Origin of the sequence: Roseburia sp. 1XD42-34 (assembly GCF_009917385.1) — a bacterium.
In the GTDB taxonomy this organism is placed as follows: Bacteria; Bacillota; Bacilli; order Bacillales; family Amphibacillaceae; genus Virgibacillus.
Genome location: NZ_QWLJ01000002.1, coordinates 181,585 through 200,222, shown reverse-complemented (window position 1 = coordinate 200,222; position 18,638 = coordinate 181,585). Strand labels below are relative to the sequence as shown.

The 18,638-nt window shown below is 37.5% G+C and carries 9 protein-coding genes; 4 read left to right on the top strand and 5 right to left on the bottom strand.

Annotated features, from left to right (window positions below; translation table 11 throughout):
- Window positions 1-142 precede the first annotated feature (142 nt).
- Window positions 143-988 carry a glucose PTS transporter transcription antiterminator GlcT gene (gene glcT, locus D1839_RS01960; RefSeq protein WP_120378209.1) on the bottom strand — a complete coding sequence of 282 codons (846 nt, stop codon included), beginning with the start codon at window positions 986-988 and terminating at the stop codon, window positions 143-145.
- A gap of 333 nt (window positions 989-1,321) precedes the next feature.
- The gene (locus D1839_RS01955; protein ID WP_120378208.1) at window positions 1,322-2,413 is read right to left on the bottom strand and encodes a nitric oxide synthase oxygenase; all 1,092 of its coding nucleotides are present in this window, start codon (window positions 2,411-2,413) and stop codon (window positions 1,322-1,324) included.
- Window positions 2,414-2,697: 284 nt separating this feature from the next.
- On the opposite strand from D1839_RS01955, the gene D1839_RS01950 reads away from it, so the two are divergent.
- Window positions 2,698-4,296 carry an aspartate:alanine exchanger family transporter gene (locus D1839_RS01950; RefSeq protein ID WP_120378207.1) on the top strand — a complete coding sequence of 533 codons (1,599 nt, stop codon included), beginning with the start codon at window positions 2,698-2,700 and terminating at the stop codon, window positions 4,294-4,296.
- A 356-nt stretch (window positions 4,297-4,652) separates the two neighbouring features.
- Here D1839_RS01950 and menC read toward each other — a convergent pair whose 3' ends face one another.
- Both menC and D1839_RS01940 read right to left on the bottom strand, forming a co-directional pair.
- Window positions 4,653-5,765 carry an o-succinylbenzoate synthase gene (gene menC, locus D1839_RS01945; protein WP_286164694.1) on the bottom strand — a complete coding sequence of 371 codons (1,113 nt, stop codon included), beginning with the start codon at window positions 5,763-5,765 and terminating at the stop codon, window positions 4,653-4,655.
- 214 nt (window positions 5,766-5,979) lie between these two features.
- On the bottom strand, window positions 5,980-7,398 hold the full coding sequence (locus tag D1839_RS01940) for a YfcC family protein (RefSeq protein ID WP_120378206.1): 1,419 nt from the start codon (window positions 7,396-7,398) through the stop codon (window positions 5,980-5,982).
- Between the two features lie 342 nt (window positions 7,399-7,740).
- Between D1839_RS01940 and D1839_RS01935 the strand changes: the two genes are divergently transcribed.
- Window positions 7,741-8,865: a M20 peptidase aminoacylase family protein gene (locus D1839_RS01935; RefSeq protein WP_120378205.1), complete on the top strand. Its 1,125-nt coding sequence runs from the start codon at window positions 7,741-7,743 to the stop codon at window positions 8,863-8,865.
- Window positions 8,866-9,183: 318 nt separating this feature from the next.
- On the opposite strand, the gene D1839_RS01930 is transcribed toward D1839_RS01935, so the two are convergent.
- Window positions 9,184-9,774, bottom strand: coding sequence for a sigma-70 family RNA polymerase sigma factor (locus tag D1839_RS01930; RefSeq protein WP_120378204.1), 591 nt, complete (start codon window positions 9,772-9,774; stop codon window positions 9,184-9,186).
- 292 nt (window positions 9,775-10,066) lie between these two features.
- Between D1839_RS01930 and D1839_RS01925 the strand changes: the two genes are divergently transcribed.
- Entirely contained in the window at window positions 10,067-11,665 is a 1,599-nt protein-coding gene (locus D1839_RS01925) for an aspartate:alanine exchanger family transporter (RefSeq protein ID WP_120378203.1), read from the top strand.
- Between the two features lie 582 nt (window positions 11,666-12,247).
- Window positions 12,248-18,307, top strand: coding sequence for a metallophosphoesterase (locus D1839_RS01920; RefSeq protein WP_120378202.1), 6,060 nt, complete (start codon window positions 12,248-12,250; stop codon window positions 18,305-18,307).
- Window positions 18,308-18,638: the final 331 nt, after the last annotated feature.

Genomic DNA, 18,638 nt, shown 5'->3' with positions numbered 1-18,638 from the left:
TAAAACTATACCCTTTACCAAAAACAAAAAAAGCATGAGCAGAGATCAGAAATAAGCAGTAGGATTTTTAGTATGTCCTACTGTCCTAGTTCATAATCTTTCCACTCATGCCTGATCGAATCAGTAACACGGAAAATTAAAATTATGATTCATATTTTTGATATAGTCGCTGTAAGTGCATCGTTAAATACACGGCTTCTGCCTCATAAACAGGTTGTTTCAACGTTTGTTGCATCATTTTAATCAATTTCCAAGCTAGATTATAACACGTTGGGTATTCCCTTTTCAAGAGAGAAGCAATTTTTGCTGGCTCTGCTACCGTTTCTCCCTTTAACACTCGTTCTATGGTATAGCGAATATGGCGAACAAGTCGGGTATACTCAATTCCTGTTCTATCTACTTTGATTTTTAATTGTTTTTCAATAATGTCCACAAATTGGGTGACGAGTTGCGAATACTTATTAATTTCCGAGAGGTTTTTATTGGTAATGGCACTATGGACATGTAATGCAATAAAACCGATTTCTCCATCTGGTAATTGCACCTCTAAATGTTGATTCAAATAATCAACGATTTCCGAAGCAATCTCATATTCAAATGGATACAATACCTTTGTTTCCGATAGAAATGGGTTTTTAATTTCCAAGCCTTTGAGCATGCGATTGTACGCAAATACAATATGATCCGTTAAAGCAACATGAATCGATTCATTCAGCATAACATCTGATCTTTTCCGTATCATATCAATAACAGCTATGATAGAATGCAGCAATGTTTCATCCACTCTAGGAAGTAATTGCTTGTATTGTTCCTGTTCCTGCTCATCACGTAACACAAACAGTTTTTCTATTTCTGATTTATGGATGATATCTTTTTTCTTATAATGAAAACCAATTCCACTTCCGATCAAAACAACTTCTTTTTCTTGATCGTCTAAAGCAATCAGTACGTTATTATTTAAAGTTTTCTTAACCGTAAACGTATTCAAGATGTTTATCTCCTTAAAGCAGTATTTACAATACATATGATAATAACATAGTTTTCGCTACAGGGAACATTATGCATATGCACAAGAAATATTGCAAGCAGTTACCTTTATTTGCGTCTATTACGGGTACGCAAGTCCCTCTTACCATGTAATTTTATTTGATGAACAAAGGCGCAAGACGCCCGTTTAGTAACGTAGCGACTGGAACGAATCAACGAAAGATAAAGTGAACCTTCCATCAGCGGGGGTTTCTTCATCCCCGCCGATGGTTAGTACCACCAGGGTATGAAAGGCCCTGGAACGAATCGGGATTTAGGTGCTGTTATTTCCCACTTACAGCACCTTATTTGGGGGATAAAAATAATTTGGTTTTTGAATGGTATTGTCATATGGCTTATGAAAAACATGGGTCGTTGCCGGTGACAGAGGGGGAATTAACCATGCCCAATTACCGGTAACCGTTCTCCCTGATTTTTGTTCCTGTTTTTCAAATACTTCAAATTGCTTCGCAGCCGTATGGTGATCCACGATTGAAACACCTGCTTGCTTAAATGACTCCAATACAGCAACGTTCAGTTCTACCAATGCACGATCTTTCCAAAGTGTATTTAAATGCTTCGTATTCAACCCTAACTGTTCAGCTACCAAAGGCAATAGATTATATCGGTTCTCATCGGCAAGATTTCTTGCACCGATCTCCGTACCCATATACCAACCATTAAATGGAGCAGCCACATAATTTAAGCCTCCGATTTCCAAGCGCATATCAGAAATGATCGGTACACCATACCATTTGACATCCTGACCGGCGAAAATATCTTCCGTAGGATGGTTAATCGGAACTTCTATTACAATGTTATTGGGTATCTCTATCCATTCAGGCTTACCATGATTGACTTGAATCACTAATGGTAATAGATCAAAAGCGGTCCCTTCCCCTCTCCATCCTAGTTCTTGGCACTGCTTTGTAAATGTTACGGAGGCAGGATCTCCTACAATACCATACTCTGTTTCATATCCAGCATAACGCATCAGTTGATGGTTCCATATTTTAACAGGTTGATAACTATCTTTAACTGGAGCAAAAATGGTAATTAATGGTTTAATTTTCCCGTCATTACCTGCATAACGAATATGCTCAATTAGTCGGGCAAAGACTTCTTCACTGTTAGTGACTAAACGAGCATCTATAACTTCCATTCGCTCCCAAAACAACCTACCAATACACCGATTAGAGTTACGCCAAGCTACTTTTGCTCCATATGCTAATTCTTCATATGTATGTTCATATGTACCTGTTTTTTCTATTTCACACTGTACTATTTGCAATCTTGCTTCTAGCTGATCTTCTAATTCAAGTTCACGGTGATACAATTGCAAAAACTGTACTGCTTCTTTCCATAATTGTTCTTGATCGTAATTCATATATTTATCCTCCGATGCTTGAGCTTTCTCCATAGTTTATCAGACCATTATTCTTCGTGTGTGACAAACTTCCAACATTTTTTCATGTATAAACATTTTAGTTTATAAGCAAACTTGTTCACGGTTGGATGAACGGAGTGAAGTTTTGCTTTATTTGACTTCAGCTAGTAAAATAGTTTAACTTACGTCTAAACTTGAAAAAACATTGACGTTTATCACTTCCTTCGTTTTTTCTATCCAGTTGTAGTAATATAGATTTGGAAGTATGAATGAAGGAGATTAGAATGGACGATTTACTGCATGATTTACTTAATGAGCAGCTTATTTTAGTTTTTGTTATTTTGTTTCTTGGATCATGTTTAGGGCAATTAAAATTTAAAGGAATCGGCTTAGGATCAGCGGGTGTTTTAGTTATTGCGATGATTTTTGGTCATTATGGCTATCAAGTATCGACAGCGATTCAAAATTTAGGTCTTAGCTTATTTATTGTTGCTGTTGGACTACAAGCCGGACCACGTTTTTTCCGGATGATGCGTTCTAATGGAATTGTTTTTTGCCTTATTTCTTTATTTATTGTCATCAGTGCAGTCCTATCCTCTGTAGCCGTTGCAAAAGCATTTGACCTTTCCACGCCGCTAGCGATTGGATTAATGACAGGTGCTTTGACGAATACATCAGGATTAGCGGCAGCTCTTCAAGCAACAAATGATCCTATTGCCTCGGTTGGCTATGGGATAGCCTATCCGTTTGGGGTGCTTGCCATTATATTATTTGTGCAACTATTACCTCGTGTAGGCAAAATAAACCTTAAGCAAGATTTAGAAAAAACAAACAATCCTATCAAGACGGAACATTCACCAGAAGTAATGACATTTAAAGTAACTAATCCAAAACTGCATAAAAAAACATTGCGAGAGCTTGACTTTAGTCGTAAATCTGTTGTCATTAGTCGAGTCATTCGCGGTGATCATACGATAATCGCCCTTCACGACACAACCATTTTATTAGGTGATTTCCTAGTTACAGTCGGTGAAGATCATGAATTAAGATCTTTTGGAGAATTTGTCGGTGAACCTGTAGATGCAACAATGGACAATCCTGATAATATACAATTACGAAAAATCACAGTTGAAGATGAGGACTTAGTTGGCAAAAGCATTAAAGAACTTAAACTCAGAAGAAAATATGGAGCAACTGTAACAAGAATTCAACGAGATGGAATTGAGCTTAATCAAAATCCAAATACGCCTTTGCTTCGTGGAGACGTTTTAACGATGGTAAGTAGTGAAGATCGACTGGATGAAATAGAAAAATGCTTTTCACGAAAAAAACTATCTGTAACTAATATTCACATCTTATCCATAAGTATTACACTATTAGTAGGCATCTTGGTCGGAATGATACCAATCCCTATTCCTGGACTTGGTACGATGCAACTTGGTTTAGCAGGCGGGCCCTTAATCGTAGCTTTAATTATTGGTCATTTTGGCAAACTTGGACCGATTCATGTACGATACTATGGTCCAGCAATTCATGTTATCAGCGAATTAGGGCTTGTGTTATTTTTAGCTGGTGCAGGGACGACAGCTGGACAAGGGTTAGTAGAAGTCATTCGAGATCAGGGACTAGAATTAGTTATTAGTGGTACGATTATAACAATGGTAACGATTTTTAGTGGTTATATTGTAGCTAGAAAATTCTTTAAATTTGGGGTTGTGTATTCTCTAGGTACATTGTGTGGCGGTAGAACCTGCACCCCAGGATTAGGAGCTCTTAATCTTCTAATAGATGCAGAAGACCCGGCAATTGCCTATGCTGCTGCTTATCCGTTTTCCCTTATTTTTGGAACCATTGCAGCTCAATTCGTTTTGATTTTCTATTAACATTTTCATTTATGAACTTGGTGGTTAACAACAGCCGATGTCAAACAAAAAGTATACAGCCAATCTACATCAATAATTTTATCAGTAACATCGCTGACACTAAGTTCATCATTACACAAGTAATCACCGTATTTGCTGTTTTAACACAAAGCTTCATTTCTCATGTAAAAAATGCAACATTCTTAAAAGGATAAAGTGAAACTAACATTCAAGGAGGTTTTTTCTCCTTGAATGTTATTTTAAACGAATTTGACATTTCATCATTATATGGTAAGAGAGAGACAATTCCTTATATGCAGGATAAATGTAAATGATGTGTAATCAGTTCAAGGAATACCTCTTATCCCTAAACTAGTTTATTTTTTAAACACTTTCCTAGTTATGGCATGTTTTTCTACTTCATCTACCAATACGTCATAACCAATTCCTGGGCGATCATTCACAGTTAGGATGCCATTTTCCGCAACTACTTCAGGTACAATGATATCCTTGTCCCAATATCTGGATGAGGAAGCCGTATCTCCAGGCAATGTAAAATTAGCAAGCGAAGCGATGGCAATATTATGCGCACGTCCTACTCCAGATTCCAGCATCCCTCCACACCATAATGGAATACTAGCTTGTTCACATAAATCATGAATCCGTTTTGACTCTGTCAGTCCTCCTACACGACCGATCTTCAAATTAATAATTTTACAACTTCCTAATGCAATCGCTTGACGAGCGTCTTCATAAGAATGAATGCTTTCATCTAAACACACAGGTGTTTTAATTTCCTTTTGTAATTTTGCATGGTCGATAATGTCACCAGCTGCAAGCGGTTGTTCAATCATCATTAACTTAAACTCATCCAATGCTTTTAATGTTCCAATATCTGCGAGCGTATAAGCAGAGTTTGCATCTACCATTAATGGTATTTCAGGAAAATGTTTTCGTACTTCTCGAACAACGTCAACGTCCTTACCTGGTTTAATTTTAATTTTAATTCGTTTATAGCCTTCATCCACTTTTCCTTGAATATTCTCTAGCAACTTTTCATAACTATCCTCTATTCCTAGACTAATACCTACTTCAATATGTTTTTTTGTTCCCCCTAGCATGGTAGATAAAGATTTGCCCTGTTGCTTTGCATATAAATCCCATACAGCACCTTCTAGAGCTGATTTAGCCATATAATTTCGCTTATACGGTTTATACAGTTCCTGAAGGTCATCTGGATGACTTATTTCTTGTTTCAACGCCTCAGGAATTAGAAATTGTTCTAGCATGGACCAACTTTGCTGAGTAAATTCTTCACTATAAAGCGGGCGTTCAGAAGCTACCCCTTCCCCCCAGCCAGAAAGACCACTGGAATCCTTCACTTCAACTAGTAAAAAATCACGATCCTGTTCTGTTCCAAAACTAGTTGTAAATGGATGTTTCATTCTCATTTGCATGTGATACAATTTAATTTCGCTAATCTTCATCATCTATCTACTCCCTTATCCATTATTAAGCTTTAATAACTCTGGTTTAGCAATCTCATGTAACCATGATAGATAAACGTCTAATTATGGTGACTTAGTTTCTATGTTACCATGTATCTTCCCTTCATGGCTTTTTAGACCATTTACAGTAAACCTATTTAATTTCCTCTTTCTGCTTTATACTAGACACAAATTCGTCCTCTTTATAAAGCACGCCTTACACAGGACCCCAACCAATCCATACCGCTACTGTTAAATAAATGACACCAATTAAAAACCAAATAATTACAAGGGGCATAATAAATTTTATCCACTTCACCCAGGAAACACCAGCTATCGCCAAAGTTGCCATTAGGATTCCGGAAATAGGAGTAATCACATTGGAAAATCCATCTCCTAGCTTATATGCTTGAACCGCTACCTGCCTTGGTATTTCCATCATATCAGCTAAAGGCGTCATAATTGGCATGACGATTACTGCTTGTCCACTCCCAGAGGAAACAATTATATTAAACAGAAAATTAGCTAAAAACATCATATTTGCACCCAAGACACTTGTGAACGGATCCATAACAGTAGCCATTCCTTGAACAATCGTATCCAAAATTTGGCCGTTTTCCAAAACGACAACAATGGAACGAGCCATACCTATTATTAATGCTCCATAAACTAACCCTCTGCATCCGTTAAAGAATTGTGTCACCAGTTCATTCGGAAGAATTCGAGCAATTACCGCTGTTCCAATAGCAATAACGATAAACATAGCGGCCATTTGGTTTAACGACCAGTCATACTGGAAAACACCAAAAACATAGATTGCTATTCCAATACCAAGCCATGCCAATACAAGTTTATGAACTATGGTTAACTGCGTGGGAGCACTTGCAACATCCTTTTCCCCTGATTTTGGAAATGGATTGTCTCCTAAAACACTCTTCAACGGATTTTTTTTAATCCGATTAGCGTACCACAAAATATAGCCAATCGTTGAAACAAGTACAGTTAAATAAATTAAAACTCGCAATTTAATACCAGAAAACAAAGGAACTTGAGCTATTTCTTGTGCCATACCAGTCGTTAAGGGATCAAGAAATGCAGTGTTAAATCCTGCATAGGCTCCTAAGTAAATAATGGATATCCCAACAATGGCATCTAGTTTCATAGAACGCGCAAGGATAATTCCAATTGGTATAAATGCAATAACTGCATTTACAATAATACCTAAGGCGCCAAATATCGAAAATAACGTACTAACAAGAATAATCAGTAAATATTCCTTGTTTTTTGTTTTGTTAATTGTCTTCATAATTAAAGCATCAATGGCTCCTGTGTATTCAATAACTCCAAAGGCGCCACCAATTATCAGCACTAAAAAGATAAGCCCAGCTGAATCAATCATTCCTTGCTGTATGGCAGTAAACAGATCAATAAATGCTGACGGTTGCTGCTCTGTTTGTTGGTAACTATTAGGTACAACCGTTGTAACTTTATTAACTGTCTCTCTCTCAAACTCCCCTGCTGGGATGATATACGTAGCTACGGCTGCTAGTACTAAAATAGCAAATAAAATAACATAAGCGTCTGGCAAACCAAACTTTTTTTTCTCTTTTTGTTTGAATCCTGATGTATTTTCCATAGTACCCTCCTAATTTTCATAATTTTTTCAACTTGCATTGTATTATAATAAAGGATATAATTTATTTCAACACTTAATAAAGCTAATACTTCAAAAAATGAATAAAGTGAACCTTCAATCAGCGATGATTTTCATTCGCCCCTACTGATTGTTAATACCGTAATGGCATACTTAAAGGTCTCTGAATAAATCGAGTATTTAGGTGCGATTATCTCCCACTTAGACGACTTGCAGTAAGATGGATCCAATTCTAAAGTAAGAGGCTTACAGCACCTTATATACGAGATAAACGTAAAATTCTATCCATCATTTATTTCAATACTATGAAAGGAGATAGTCGATATGACTGACATAGAACAAAAAGTTAAACAAACTTTTCATTACTTGCATACACATGCAGAAATTAGCTGGGAGGAAACTGAAACTACGAGGTATATTGCAAATATCCTAAAAAAAAATGGCTGTGAAGTCTCGACGTTTTCAGATCATACTGGTGTTATTGGTCGATTTGGCAACTTTGAAAAAGAACTGCCAGTTGTAGCCATTCGAGCAGATATGGACGCGCTTTGGCAGGAAGTGAACGGTACGTTTCAAGCAAACCATTCTTGTGGGCATGATGCACATATGGCCATAGTGTTAGGTGTATTGTGGGAATTAAAAAAGCACTCTGCTTTACATGAAAGCATTGCAATTAAGTTTATTTTTCAACCTGCTGAAGAGAAAGGCACCGGTGCGTTAAAAATGGTGGAAAAAGGCGTTGTAGAAGATGTCGATTATTTATTTGGCGTTCACTTGCGTCCTAAGCAAGAAACAGCTATGCACCATGCAGCGCCAGTCATTGTCCACGGAGCTGCTAAAACGTATCAGGCTATAATTAAAGGCGTAGACGCACACGGAGCTAGACCACATTTAACTACGAATGCGATTGAAGTAGGCGCGCAGATCGTACAAATGCTAAACAAGATACATTTAGATCCAACCATTCCTCATTCTGTAAAAATGACTAATTTTCAAGCTGGTGGCAAAAGCACGAATATTATTCCTGGGAATGCTTCCTTTGCAATTGATATGCGGGCACAGACGAATGAAGCAATGGTTGATCTTGATAAACAAGTAATAGCAATTTTTGAGTCTCTGCAAAGCCTTTACCCTATTGACATAGAAATTATAGAAAATCATGGCATCGCTGCAGCCAAAACAAATAAGGAAGCGATTGCTATAATGGAAACAGCAATTACCAATGTATTGGGTAAACAAGCTGTCGCGCCCCCGTTAGTTACTCCCGGCGGAGATGATTTTCATTTCTATACCATTAAGAAGCCCGAATTAAAAGCAACCATGTTAGGACTTGGCTGTGATTTAACTCCAGGATTACACCATCCACAGATGACGTTTAATCAAGAAGCGCTTATGAATGGTGTTCATATTTTATTAGAAGCAGTTCGAGAGGTATACCAAGTATCCTAAAGGGAAACTTCATTCAGTAGGAGTTTTTTCTCTCCTACTGAATGCTAGCACTACAAGAGTATAACTAAAAGCCCTTGAGCGGATCGGTCATTGAGCTGCCATTTTCCCCGTTTAGACTCACGTATGAATGCCCGTTTGAAGTAGTGACATAAGACATCTTACGTGCGAGTTAAAATAATATTTTCAACCCGGAAAGTTTTTTATTTCCCTCTACCTACTAATTGGCTTGTGTGTTACACTTCTCCTTATAAGTCCCACCTCGTAAAATGGAACGACAGGTATTACCGCCGGCTACACACATAATAAACGAAGCCTATTTTACTTGAAATGATCCCCAATATAGGCACTTTTTTTTATGCTGTGATCCTTTTCTGCTCGTAATTTTTTTCTTGCCTCCCTTCCCCAACTTTTTACTGCATCCTCGGAAACTCCTTCTTGTTCAGAAATCGATTTAATAGAGCGTTCTTGCAATAAAAATTGCTGAAACCATTTTAATTGATTTCTGCTTAATAACTGTTGGGCTTGTTCGATAATGGGCTCTATGTCCATTTCCTCTCCTGTTAGAGGTTGGACAAATTGCCTCTGGCTGCCAGTCTTATAATAGTTTCCACTTGTCCGTATGTTTTTTTGTATTGCTATATAAGCATTTAATCGTTCCTGTTCCTTTCCCTTTTTACGAATTAAATCTATCAATCGATTGCGAATGGTATAATTAAAATAGGTCGCCATTGGTCCCTTATCTGGTTGATATGTTTCATAAGCATTCCACATAGCTACTAAACCTTCCTGATAAAATTCTCGATGTGGATCGCGAATATTTAATTTATGCAACTGGTAATAAATTCTCCGTTCATTTTGCTTTACAGTTTCTTCAAATGTTATGTGAGCATTATATTTTTTATCCTCCATGATTCATCCCTCCAATTGAATACCTTCACTTCTATTTTCGTAGTTTAGCTTCATGAAGTAGCAAAAAATTGCAAATATTATATGCTATTACACAAAAGTTTTCCTTGTTTATTAAGATATCGTGTCTTAAATCCAAATTTTTGCAACAAAAACCAACATAAGGATATATGAAGCGGTTTCCATACTCACTTGTTCACGGAAGCTTGAAAAATTATTGAACAATCAGAGGGAAAGGGAGATTTTATAGGTGATTGTAGTAAAATAGAGTGTATGAATGAAAGAGGAGAGAAAAATGGAATCTTTACTACATGATCTACTCAATGAACAACTTATTTTAGTTTTTGCTATTTTACTTATTGGCTCCTTCCTTGGCCAAATTAAATTAAAGGGAGTAAGCTTCGGATCTGCTGGAGTATTACTTGTTGCTATGGTTTTTGGGCATTTTGGGTACCAAGTATCACCAATCATTCAAAATTTAGGATTAAGCTTATTTATTGTTGCAATTGGCTTGCAAGCTGGGCCGCGATTTTTCCGAATGATCCGGTCTAACGGCATCGTATTCTGTGGTATTTCTTTATTTATAGTCACCAGTGCTGTAGTAACCACTGTTATTGTTGCAAATTTTTATGATCTTTCAGCACCATTAAGCGTTGGATTGATGACTGGCGCATTAACAAGTACACCTGGTTTAGCTGCTGCATTACAGGCAACCAACGATCCTATAACCTCCGTCGGTTACGGAATCGGCTACCCTTTCGGCGTACTGGCTATTATATTATTTGTTCAACTTTTGCCTCGTTTTAGTAAAGTAGACCTAATGAAAGATTTGGAGGAGACGAATAATCCAATTAAAAATGAACATTCTCCTGAAGTGATGTCTTTTAAAGTTACAAACCCGAACCTCCATAAAAGAACCTTAAAGGAACTTGCAGTAAGTAAAAAGGATGTTGTGATTAGCAGAATTATTCGTAATGGGCATACAATGATTGCACTAAGTGATACTCCTGTATTAATCGGGGATAGTCTAGTTACGGTTGGTGAAGAAAAAGAACTGAAATTATTTGGCAATTACGTTGGTCAGCAAGTGAATACCCAGCTTAAAAACCCAGATAATATCCAATTCAAGAAAGTAACCGTAGAAGACGATACAATCATTGGAAAAAGCATTAAAGAGCTGAAGCTCCGAAGAAAATATGGAGCGACAGTGACCCGAATAGAGCGAGAAGGACTGGAACTAAATCAACATCCTAATATGCGCTTACTTCGTGGTGACGTATTAACAATCGTTAGCACAGAAGATCGATTAAACCAGGTAGAAAAACTGTTCTCACGAAAAAACATGACAGTTACCAATGTTCATATTTTCTCGATGAGTATAACGCTATTATTAGGAATCATAGTTGGTATGCTCCCCATTTATATTCCAGGATTAGGAACCATCAAACTTGGAATAGCTGGTGGTCCTCTCTTTGTCGCCTTGATTATTGGTCATTTTGGTAATATCGGTCCGATTCATGTACGCTATTACGCTCCTGCAAATCATGTTATTCGTGAATTAGGTCTAGTACTATTTCTAGCGGGTGCAGGTACAACAGCGGGAGATGGTCTCGTAAATGTAATACAAACAGAAGGCATTAAACTTGTAGTTGGAGGAACAATCATCACACTTGTTCCACTCTTTTTCGGATATGTAGCAGCGAAAAAACTGTTTAAGCTTAGCATTGTGCATTCACTTGGATCACTTTGTGGAGGCAGGACAAGCACACCGGCTTTAGGTGCATTAAACCAACTAGTCGACTCAGATGATGCCATTATTGCCTACGCTGCCGCCTATCCCTTTTCACTTATTTTTGTCGCTATTTCAACACAATTAATGATGTTTTTTCTATGATAACATGTTCACTAGTGAACAATATATGCTTATTTTACTAGCTTTATAATACACTAGAAGCAGTTATTAAAAGTAATTTATTACTAGATTTTAAAAAACATACGTTCAACTTTTTAGAAAAACTTGGCTTGTCGCCAAGTCTTATGGCGGAAGCCTTTGTTTTCCTTATACTATAAACCAAAAAAATCTTATACTTTCCTATAGTGAAACAAAGGCGTGGGACGCCCGGTTAGCAACGCAGCAACTGAGATAAAGGAATAAAGGAACCACGGTGAGGCATGAACCGATGGTGACTTATCCGTAGGGCGATTCGTGAAGTCGCATCGTTGATGGGCTCATGCGCAGGATGTGACTAATTGATTACTCTGTTATCCCCAAGCACCTCATTTTATACTTTCTTATCTTGAAACAAAATATAACAGCTACCTTCTTCTAAAAACGATAGCCGCATTTTTTGTAGACTATATATGATTTAAATTTCTTTTATCCCACTTTCATTTATAATTCTTTACAATCCTTTAACCAATTATTTACAGTCCCTCCAGTATACTTGTACATATACGTACATAGGGAGGGTAATGAATGACAAAAAGCAACGTCCGTGCAATATTTGCCGCATTAATTGCTATTGTGATTGTAATCACTAACTTTTTGCAATCAACAACCATTGCTTATGCTACTGTTTCCACACCGAAAATGGAAGTGGCGACAGAAGAACAGAATCAAGCAAAACAATTATCGAAAGAAGGGAAAAACGCTCTAGACAGGTCCGAAGAAGCTAGTAAAGAACCGCTAACGATTCAACATGAACCACCGAAAGCTATTGCCTATATGGAAAATCACCAATTAGTAGCAACCATACCTCATGCAGAGAAAGCAACTCTGTTTTATCAAACAACCAATGTTTCAAAGCCGGTAAAAGTGGAAATGAGGAAAGGGAATAATGGAGAATTCATGGCAACCGTTCCAGCTGCAGCACTTTGGGCTGAAAATGTAACGTACTGGTTTGAAGCAACAACAGATAGAGAGCAAGTAAAAACAGATACGTATACGGTACCTGTCCAAGCGCAAAGTAGTCATAACGTTGCAGCACTCCCAAAGCTAATGATCACAGAGGCGACATTTGGAAAGCAGCCATTTATTGAAATCTATAACCATACAACATTACCTATTAACTTGCAAAGCTATGCTCTTTTTCTAGGGGAAGAAAAAGTCTCCTTTGAGCAATCAAAAAACATTCCATCAGGAAAAAGCCATATTATTTGGTTTGCAAATGATGATCAGAAAATTGAAACTTTTAATCGATATTATGGGACCAACTTAAGTAATGAACATATAACAGCAGTAAGCGCAGTCCCATTTCCCATCACAGATCAAAAGATCTCCTTACGAGATAACAGCAAAAACGATATAGTGACGGAAGGAAACATCACTGTGGCTGAAAAGGCAACAGGACAGATTTTTTATTACACAAATCAAAAAACATGGGTCAATGGTGGTTTTACGACAAAAGCTACTCCAGGTGAAATTCTAGTAGGACAAGTTCCTACTGAACGCATGGAGGTTGAAGAAAACCAGACAGAAAGTAATCAAGAAAATGAATCAGCAGAAGATTCACCTACAAACCAGCAAAATAAACAACCGTTAAATGAGTCGAAACCAGAGGAAAAGAAACAAACGGAGTTGGCTAGCAATGAAAGCCTTATTCAACATGCTCCGACAAAGCAAGCAATAAATACAGAAGACCTTACTATCAAAGCAACTGCTTCCGATGACGTAACACAGCTTTCACTCCAATTCCAAACAGGACAACAAATGAACATCAAAGAATTGCCATTTACTAAAGCTGAAGGATCAAACACCTTTTCAGTTACTGTGCCTAAAGAAATGCTTTGGTCACCAAACTTTTTCTATCAAATCGTTGGCAAAACGATAGATGATACAGAAATAACCTATCCAGAAAAAGAATTCATACATGTGAACGTAGAACAAACAGAGAAAATAGATACACAAACCGTGCCCCCTATATTAATTACCGAAGTCACTCCAGATACATCGAATATAAATAAACAAGATGGCTTTGAATTTATTGAAATTTATAACAATACAAATAAAGCTATTCATATGAATGATTATCAATTAATCTATCGCTACCCAGATGGAAAATCTGATCAAATATGGGAGATTACCGAAGATAACGAAATCAAGTCACAGGAGAGCTTCATTGTTTGGATAAAAAATGAAGGTAATCAAGATAAAACAGTGGCAGATTTCAACGCTCACTACGGTCTAAGCTTGTCGGAAAGTCATGTAGCAGAAATTCAAAGTGATGGTATGTCTAACAGCGGAGCACGTACATTAATCGTTGCTGATAAATTCAATAATGAAATGGTTTCAGCAACGTACAATGATACAAAACAAGATGACACACAACCTGATCAAGGCCTTGTTTATCGTTATCCAAAACAAGGTTCCAGCATGAAAAAAACTGGTAGCGGTGAAACTATTACGCCATTAACAATTGTGCCTGGTCAAGTTCCAAAACAACCTGTCATCATTGAGGAAACCGGAGAAAAACCTAGTATTGATGAACCTAAATTTACGCTTAATGACGAAGCCCTTACGATTAAGGTTAACATATCATCAAAGCAACCATTGTTAGGAGCCACGCTTTCCATTTTACAAAGCGACAAAACGGAATATCAAACATGGCAATTAGAAGCTTCCAAAGATGAATCAACAACATATTCAGTGAAGATACCGCGGGAAGAAATATGGAGTGAAAATATAACGTATTATTTTGCTGCTTCCAACGAGGCTGGAGAAACACAAACAGAGACAAAGTCTTATCAACTACCAACAGAAGAAATAGACTATCAGCAAGTGCCACCACTAATTATTACGGAAGCAACCCCAGACACGACAAATAGTAATGGGGCCGATGCCTACGAGTTTATAGAAGTATATAACAATACAACGGAAGCAATTAACTTTAAGGACTATTTAATCCGTTACCGATATCCAAACACGGGAGCAGGAAATGATTTACTTTGGGGTCCGAAAGAAGAGGAGCAAGTTATTATTCCATCTGGTGAAACTGTCGTATTTTGGATTATTAATCACGGAAATACCGAAAAATCAGCAGCTGATTTCAATAGTAACTACGGTACACATTTAACAGAAGGTAAAAACCTGTTTAAAATGTATAATAATGGCATGGCAAATAGCAGTCATCGTACATTAGTTGTTGCTACTAAAGCGGGTAAAGAGCTTTCATATTCAAGTTATAACGATGAACTTGGTGTCGATGATACAACAGCAGATAAAGGGATGGTCTACCGTTATCCTACAGATGGCGGTTTGCACACAACAAAATTAAGTGCAGGAGAATGGGATGCTACACCTGGTTCTGTTTTAACCGAACAAATACCTAGTGAGAAAGTGATGCTGCCAAAAGATACCGAAAAACCTGTGATTGAAACTACAACTGAAAAAGAGGCGATTACTTCTGAACAACCAGTTACACTATCAGCAGCGATTACCGATAATGTGGATGTTAAATCCGTATCTATTCACTATCGTACAGATAATGGAGAGTTTAGAAAAGTTAACTTGGAAACACAACCAAATAACCGCTATGAGCACATCGTTTATGAGCCTGAGTTAATCGGTAAAAAGACATTAGAGTACTATTTCGTAGCTAGTGATGGAGGAAATAAATCAACTTCTGCTACGAATACAATGGATATTAATAACCCTTCTATGCAAGAAGGACTACGCTTGAACGTCCAAGATAAAGAACTTCTTTCTGGAGAAAAAGTGATTAAAGCAACAGCTGATGAAGCAAAAGATGAACCGATCCTATTCATTGATCAACAGGAAGTAAAAAACACCTTTAAAGCTATAGAAGCAGATGCTTATTTTGCATTTGATGTAAAAGAAACAAATATTTACTTTAAAAATGGTGTCACCATGGGAGATAAAATTCTTCACGTCTTCGATGATACACATACAAAGTTCACCACTTTAACTGTACCTGTTTCTGCTGATAAATTAAAGCAAGGGGAAAACACAATCTCCATTCGAGCAGGTAACAAAGTTGGACCGTTTGATGAAACGTCCAAAGAAAACCGTGATGATTTTACAATTAAAAATATTCGTTTAGTTCTATCAGACGGGACAACGATTTATGACCCAGCTTACAGTGATCCAGATCAAGATTACTCCATTGGGGATAGTGTGGGTAAGAAACCTGTTTACGATTTCACGTTCACTTTGGATCAAGCAACATTTGCTTCCACTGCCTATGTGTTTAATACAACTACAGTCCAAGATGGAGAACATGAAATAAAAACAATATTAGGTGATGACGAAATAACAAAACAAGTTGTTACAGATAACACCGCTCCGATCATAAATCCCTCTATAAAGGACGGTGAAACATACAAGGGGGATTTTACCATTGATGCAGAGGTGGATGATGCAACGAGTGGGGTTCAGTCTGTAACTGCACAATTGGATGGAGAATATATATCTTTACCTTATAACACTTCTTCCTCCCTTTTAGATCCTGGAAAACATGAAATCATCTATCAAGCTACGGATGATGCAAATAATATTGCAGAAAAGAAAATCACGTTTTATGTAGTGGAAGAGCACCCGTTATTACCAGATTGGCTAGGTTCTGATTCTGAAAACACAAGTGCAAATCTTTCTGTTACCGTAAAAGATCCAACCAATGATGTCATGGATGTTGATTTTTATCAATCTTATCAATATACGGCAGAAGATACTAACATGGTAATTTCCCAAAACGCGACAGACACGGAGCCACCAAAAAGCTATCTTCCCGATGGCGAAGAAAGGCTAACAGATGCCCAACTTAAACAATTGCAAGCAGTTGATGGTAAAACAATAGATACTACATCGGATTACCAATTTCCTTATCACCGTTTTGATGTTACGGTTGATAAAAAGGTCGGTCCGGATGATGAAGTAGAAATTGTTTGGAATGGTTCTTCCCTAGAAGGTCGAAAAGTAACGATGTATGTTTGGAACTATGCAACAAGTGAATGGGATGATCTCGTATCCACCATTGCTGGAAAAGAACCATTTGAACTTATTGGTTCAGTACAAGGTACAGAATATGTGCAAGATCAAAAGGTCAGTGTGATTGTTCAAGATCAAATTGCTGATGTTGGAGAAAATTTTAGCTTTGTTTGGATGGCAGATACCCAATACTATTCAGAAAGCTATCCTTATATTTACGAAAAGCAAACAGAATGGATTGCCGAAAACAAAGAAATTTTAAATATTGAGTATGTTTTCCATTCAGGTGACCTCGTAAATGTGTACGATGACTTAGAACAGTGGGATGTTGCTGACCGTTCGATGCAAACATTGGATGATGCTAATATTCCTTATGGCGTAGTTGCAGGAAATCACGATGTGAACAATAAAAGCCGTGACTATAGTTACTATGGACAATTCTTTGGCGAAGATCGCTTTAAAAATAATGCCTATTATGGGGGATCGTTTAAGGATAATCGTGGACATTATGATTTAATATCTGTGAATGGAATAGATTTTATTATGGTTCATCTTGGTTGGGGAATTGAAGAAGATGGAATAGAATGGTTAAACGATGTTTTACAGGCCCACCCAAATCGTAAAGCTATTCTTAATGTACATGAATATCTTTTAGCGACTGGAAGCAGAAGCCCTACTGGCGATCAACTGTTTGAAGAAGTCGTAGTTTCAAATGAAAATGTGTTTGCCGTCTTATCCGGTCATTATCATAACGCGCAAACGTTAATCGATGAAATAGATGACAATGGGGACGGAATAGCTGATCGTACTGTTTATCAAATGCTAGCAGACTATCAGGGTGGCCCTGAAGGGGGACAAGGTTATTTACGTATCTTGAATTTCCATATGGATACAAACCAAATTGGTGTGAAAACATATTCACCATACTTGGACGATTACAACTATTATGATCCAGAAGAATATCCTGAAAAAGATGAATTCTCATTTGACTTTAATACGTCGGCACAAACAAAACAAGTAGCCACAGATTATGTGGAAGTAAATGTATATACGGATGAAAAAATTGGTTCCGTAAAAAATGTGCCTAGCGGTGAAAAAGCATCGGTCGTTTGGGAAGGGTTAGATCCAAATAGTGAGTACTTCTGGTATGCCGTAGCTTCCGACCAATACGGTGGAGAAACACGCTCTGATATTTGGAGCTTCCTAACCGTTGATGGTGAGGTTGTGGAACCTGAAAAGCCAGAAGAACCTGAAATTCCGGAAAGACCTTCGACTGGAGATAATGGAGATGGAAAGGATCAAAATGACCAAGGGTTCCCTGACACTGTTCCGAACGAGGATGACAAAAACGAAGAAAAACCAATTATAGAACAACCAACCGCAGATAATCAAGAAAATAATCATATAGATAAGAATGACAACGAAGTACCAACGATTGAAAATACCTCCAATCATAACGATTCAGACTCATCCTTGCCAAATACAGCAACAAATATGTTTCATGCTTTATTTATTGGATTGCTGCTATTGCTTTTGGGTTCAGGGGGTTGGCTCATTCACTCATATCGTAAAAAGCGCCAAGCTTTAAGTTAAATGGATAAAATCGGGAGCCTTTGATCGGCTTCCGGTTTTTCTAATAAGATAAAAAAGTATAAAACGAGGTACTTTTAGATAACGAAATAACCGAATAGCTACGTCCGGCTCCAGCACCCAGCAACTAGGCGACTTCACGAATCGCCCTACGATAAGTCATCATTGGTTCGTACCTCACCATGGTTCCTAAAACTTTAGTTGCTTCGCTCCATTCGCTACGTTGCTAAACGGGCGCTCTGCGCCTTTGGTTCCGTATTTAATTTCCTGTCAAGGAATGAGCATGATGAAATTATTTGGGATAAAATTATCCCCACTATTGTTTACTGATTGT

What these genes read in the sequence shown, in the direction of transcription:
- D1839_RS01930 (WP_120378204.1), bottom strand. Translation starts at nt 9,774, where the DNA reads ATGGAGGATAAAAAATATAATGCTCACATAACATTTGAAGAAACTGTA.
- D1839_RS01940 (WP_120378206.1), bottom strand. Translation starts at nt 7,398, where the DNA reads ATGGAAAATACATCAGGATTCAAACAAAAAGAGAAAAAAAAGTTTGGT.
- menC (WP_286164694.1), bottom strand. Translation starts at nt 5,765, where the DNA reads ATGATGAAGATTAGCGAAATTAAATTGTATCACATGCAAATGAGAATG.
- D1839_RS01950 (WP_120378207.1), top strand. Translation starts at nt 2,698, where the DNA reads ATGGACGATTTACTGCATGATTTACTTAATGAGCAGCTTATTTTAGTT.
- D1839_RS01920 (WP_120378202.1), top strand. Translation starts at nt 12,248, where the DNA reads ATGACAAAAAGCAACGTCCGTGCAATATTTGCCGCATTAATTGCTATT.
- D1839_RS01955 (WP_120378208.1), bottom strand. Translation starts at nt 2,413, where the DNA reads ATGAATTACGATCAAGAACAATTATGGAAAGAAGCAGTACAGTTTTTG.
- D1839_RS01935 (WP_120378205.1), top strand. Translation starts at nt 7,741, where the DNA reads ATGACTGACATAGAACAAAAAGTTAAACAAACTTTTCATTACTTGCAT.
- D1839_RS01925 (WP_120378203.1), top strand. Translation starts at nt 10,067, where the DNA reads ATGGAATCTTTACTACATGATCTACTCAATGAACAACTTATTTTAGTT.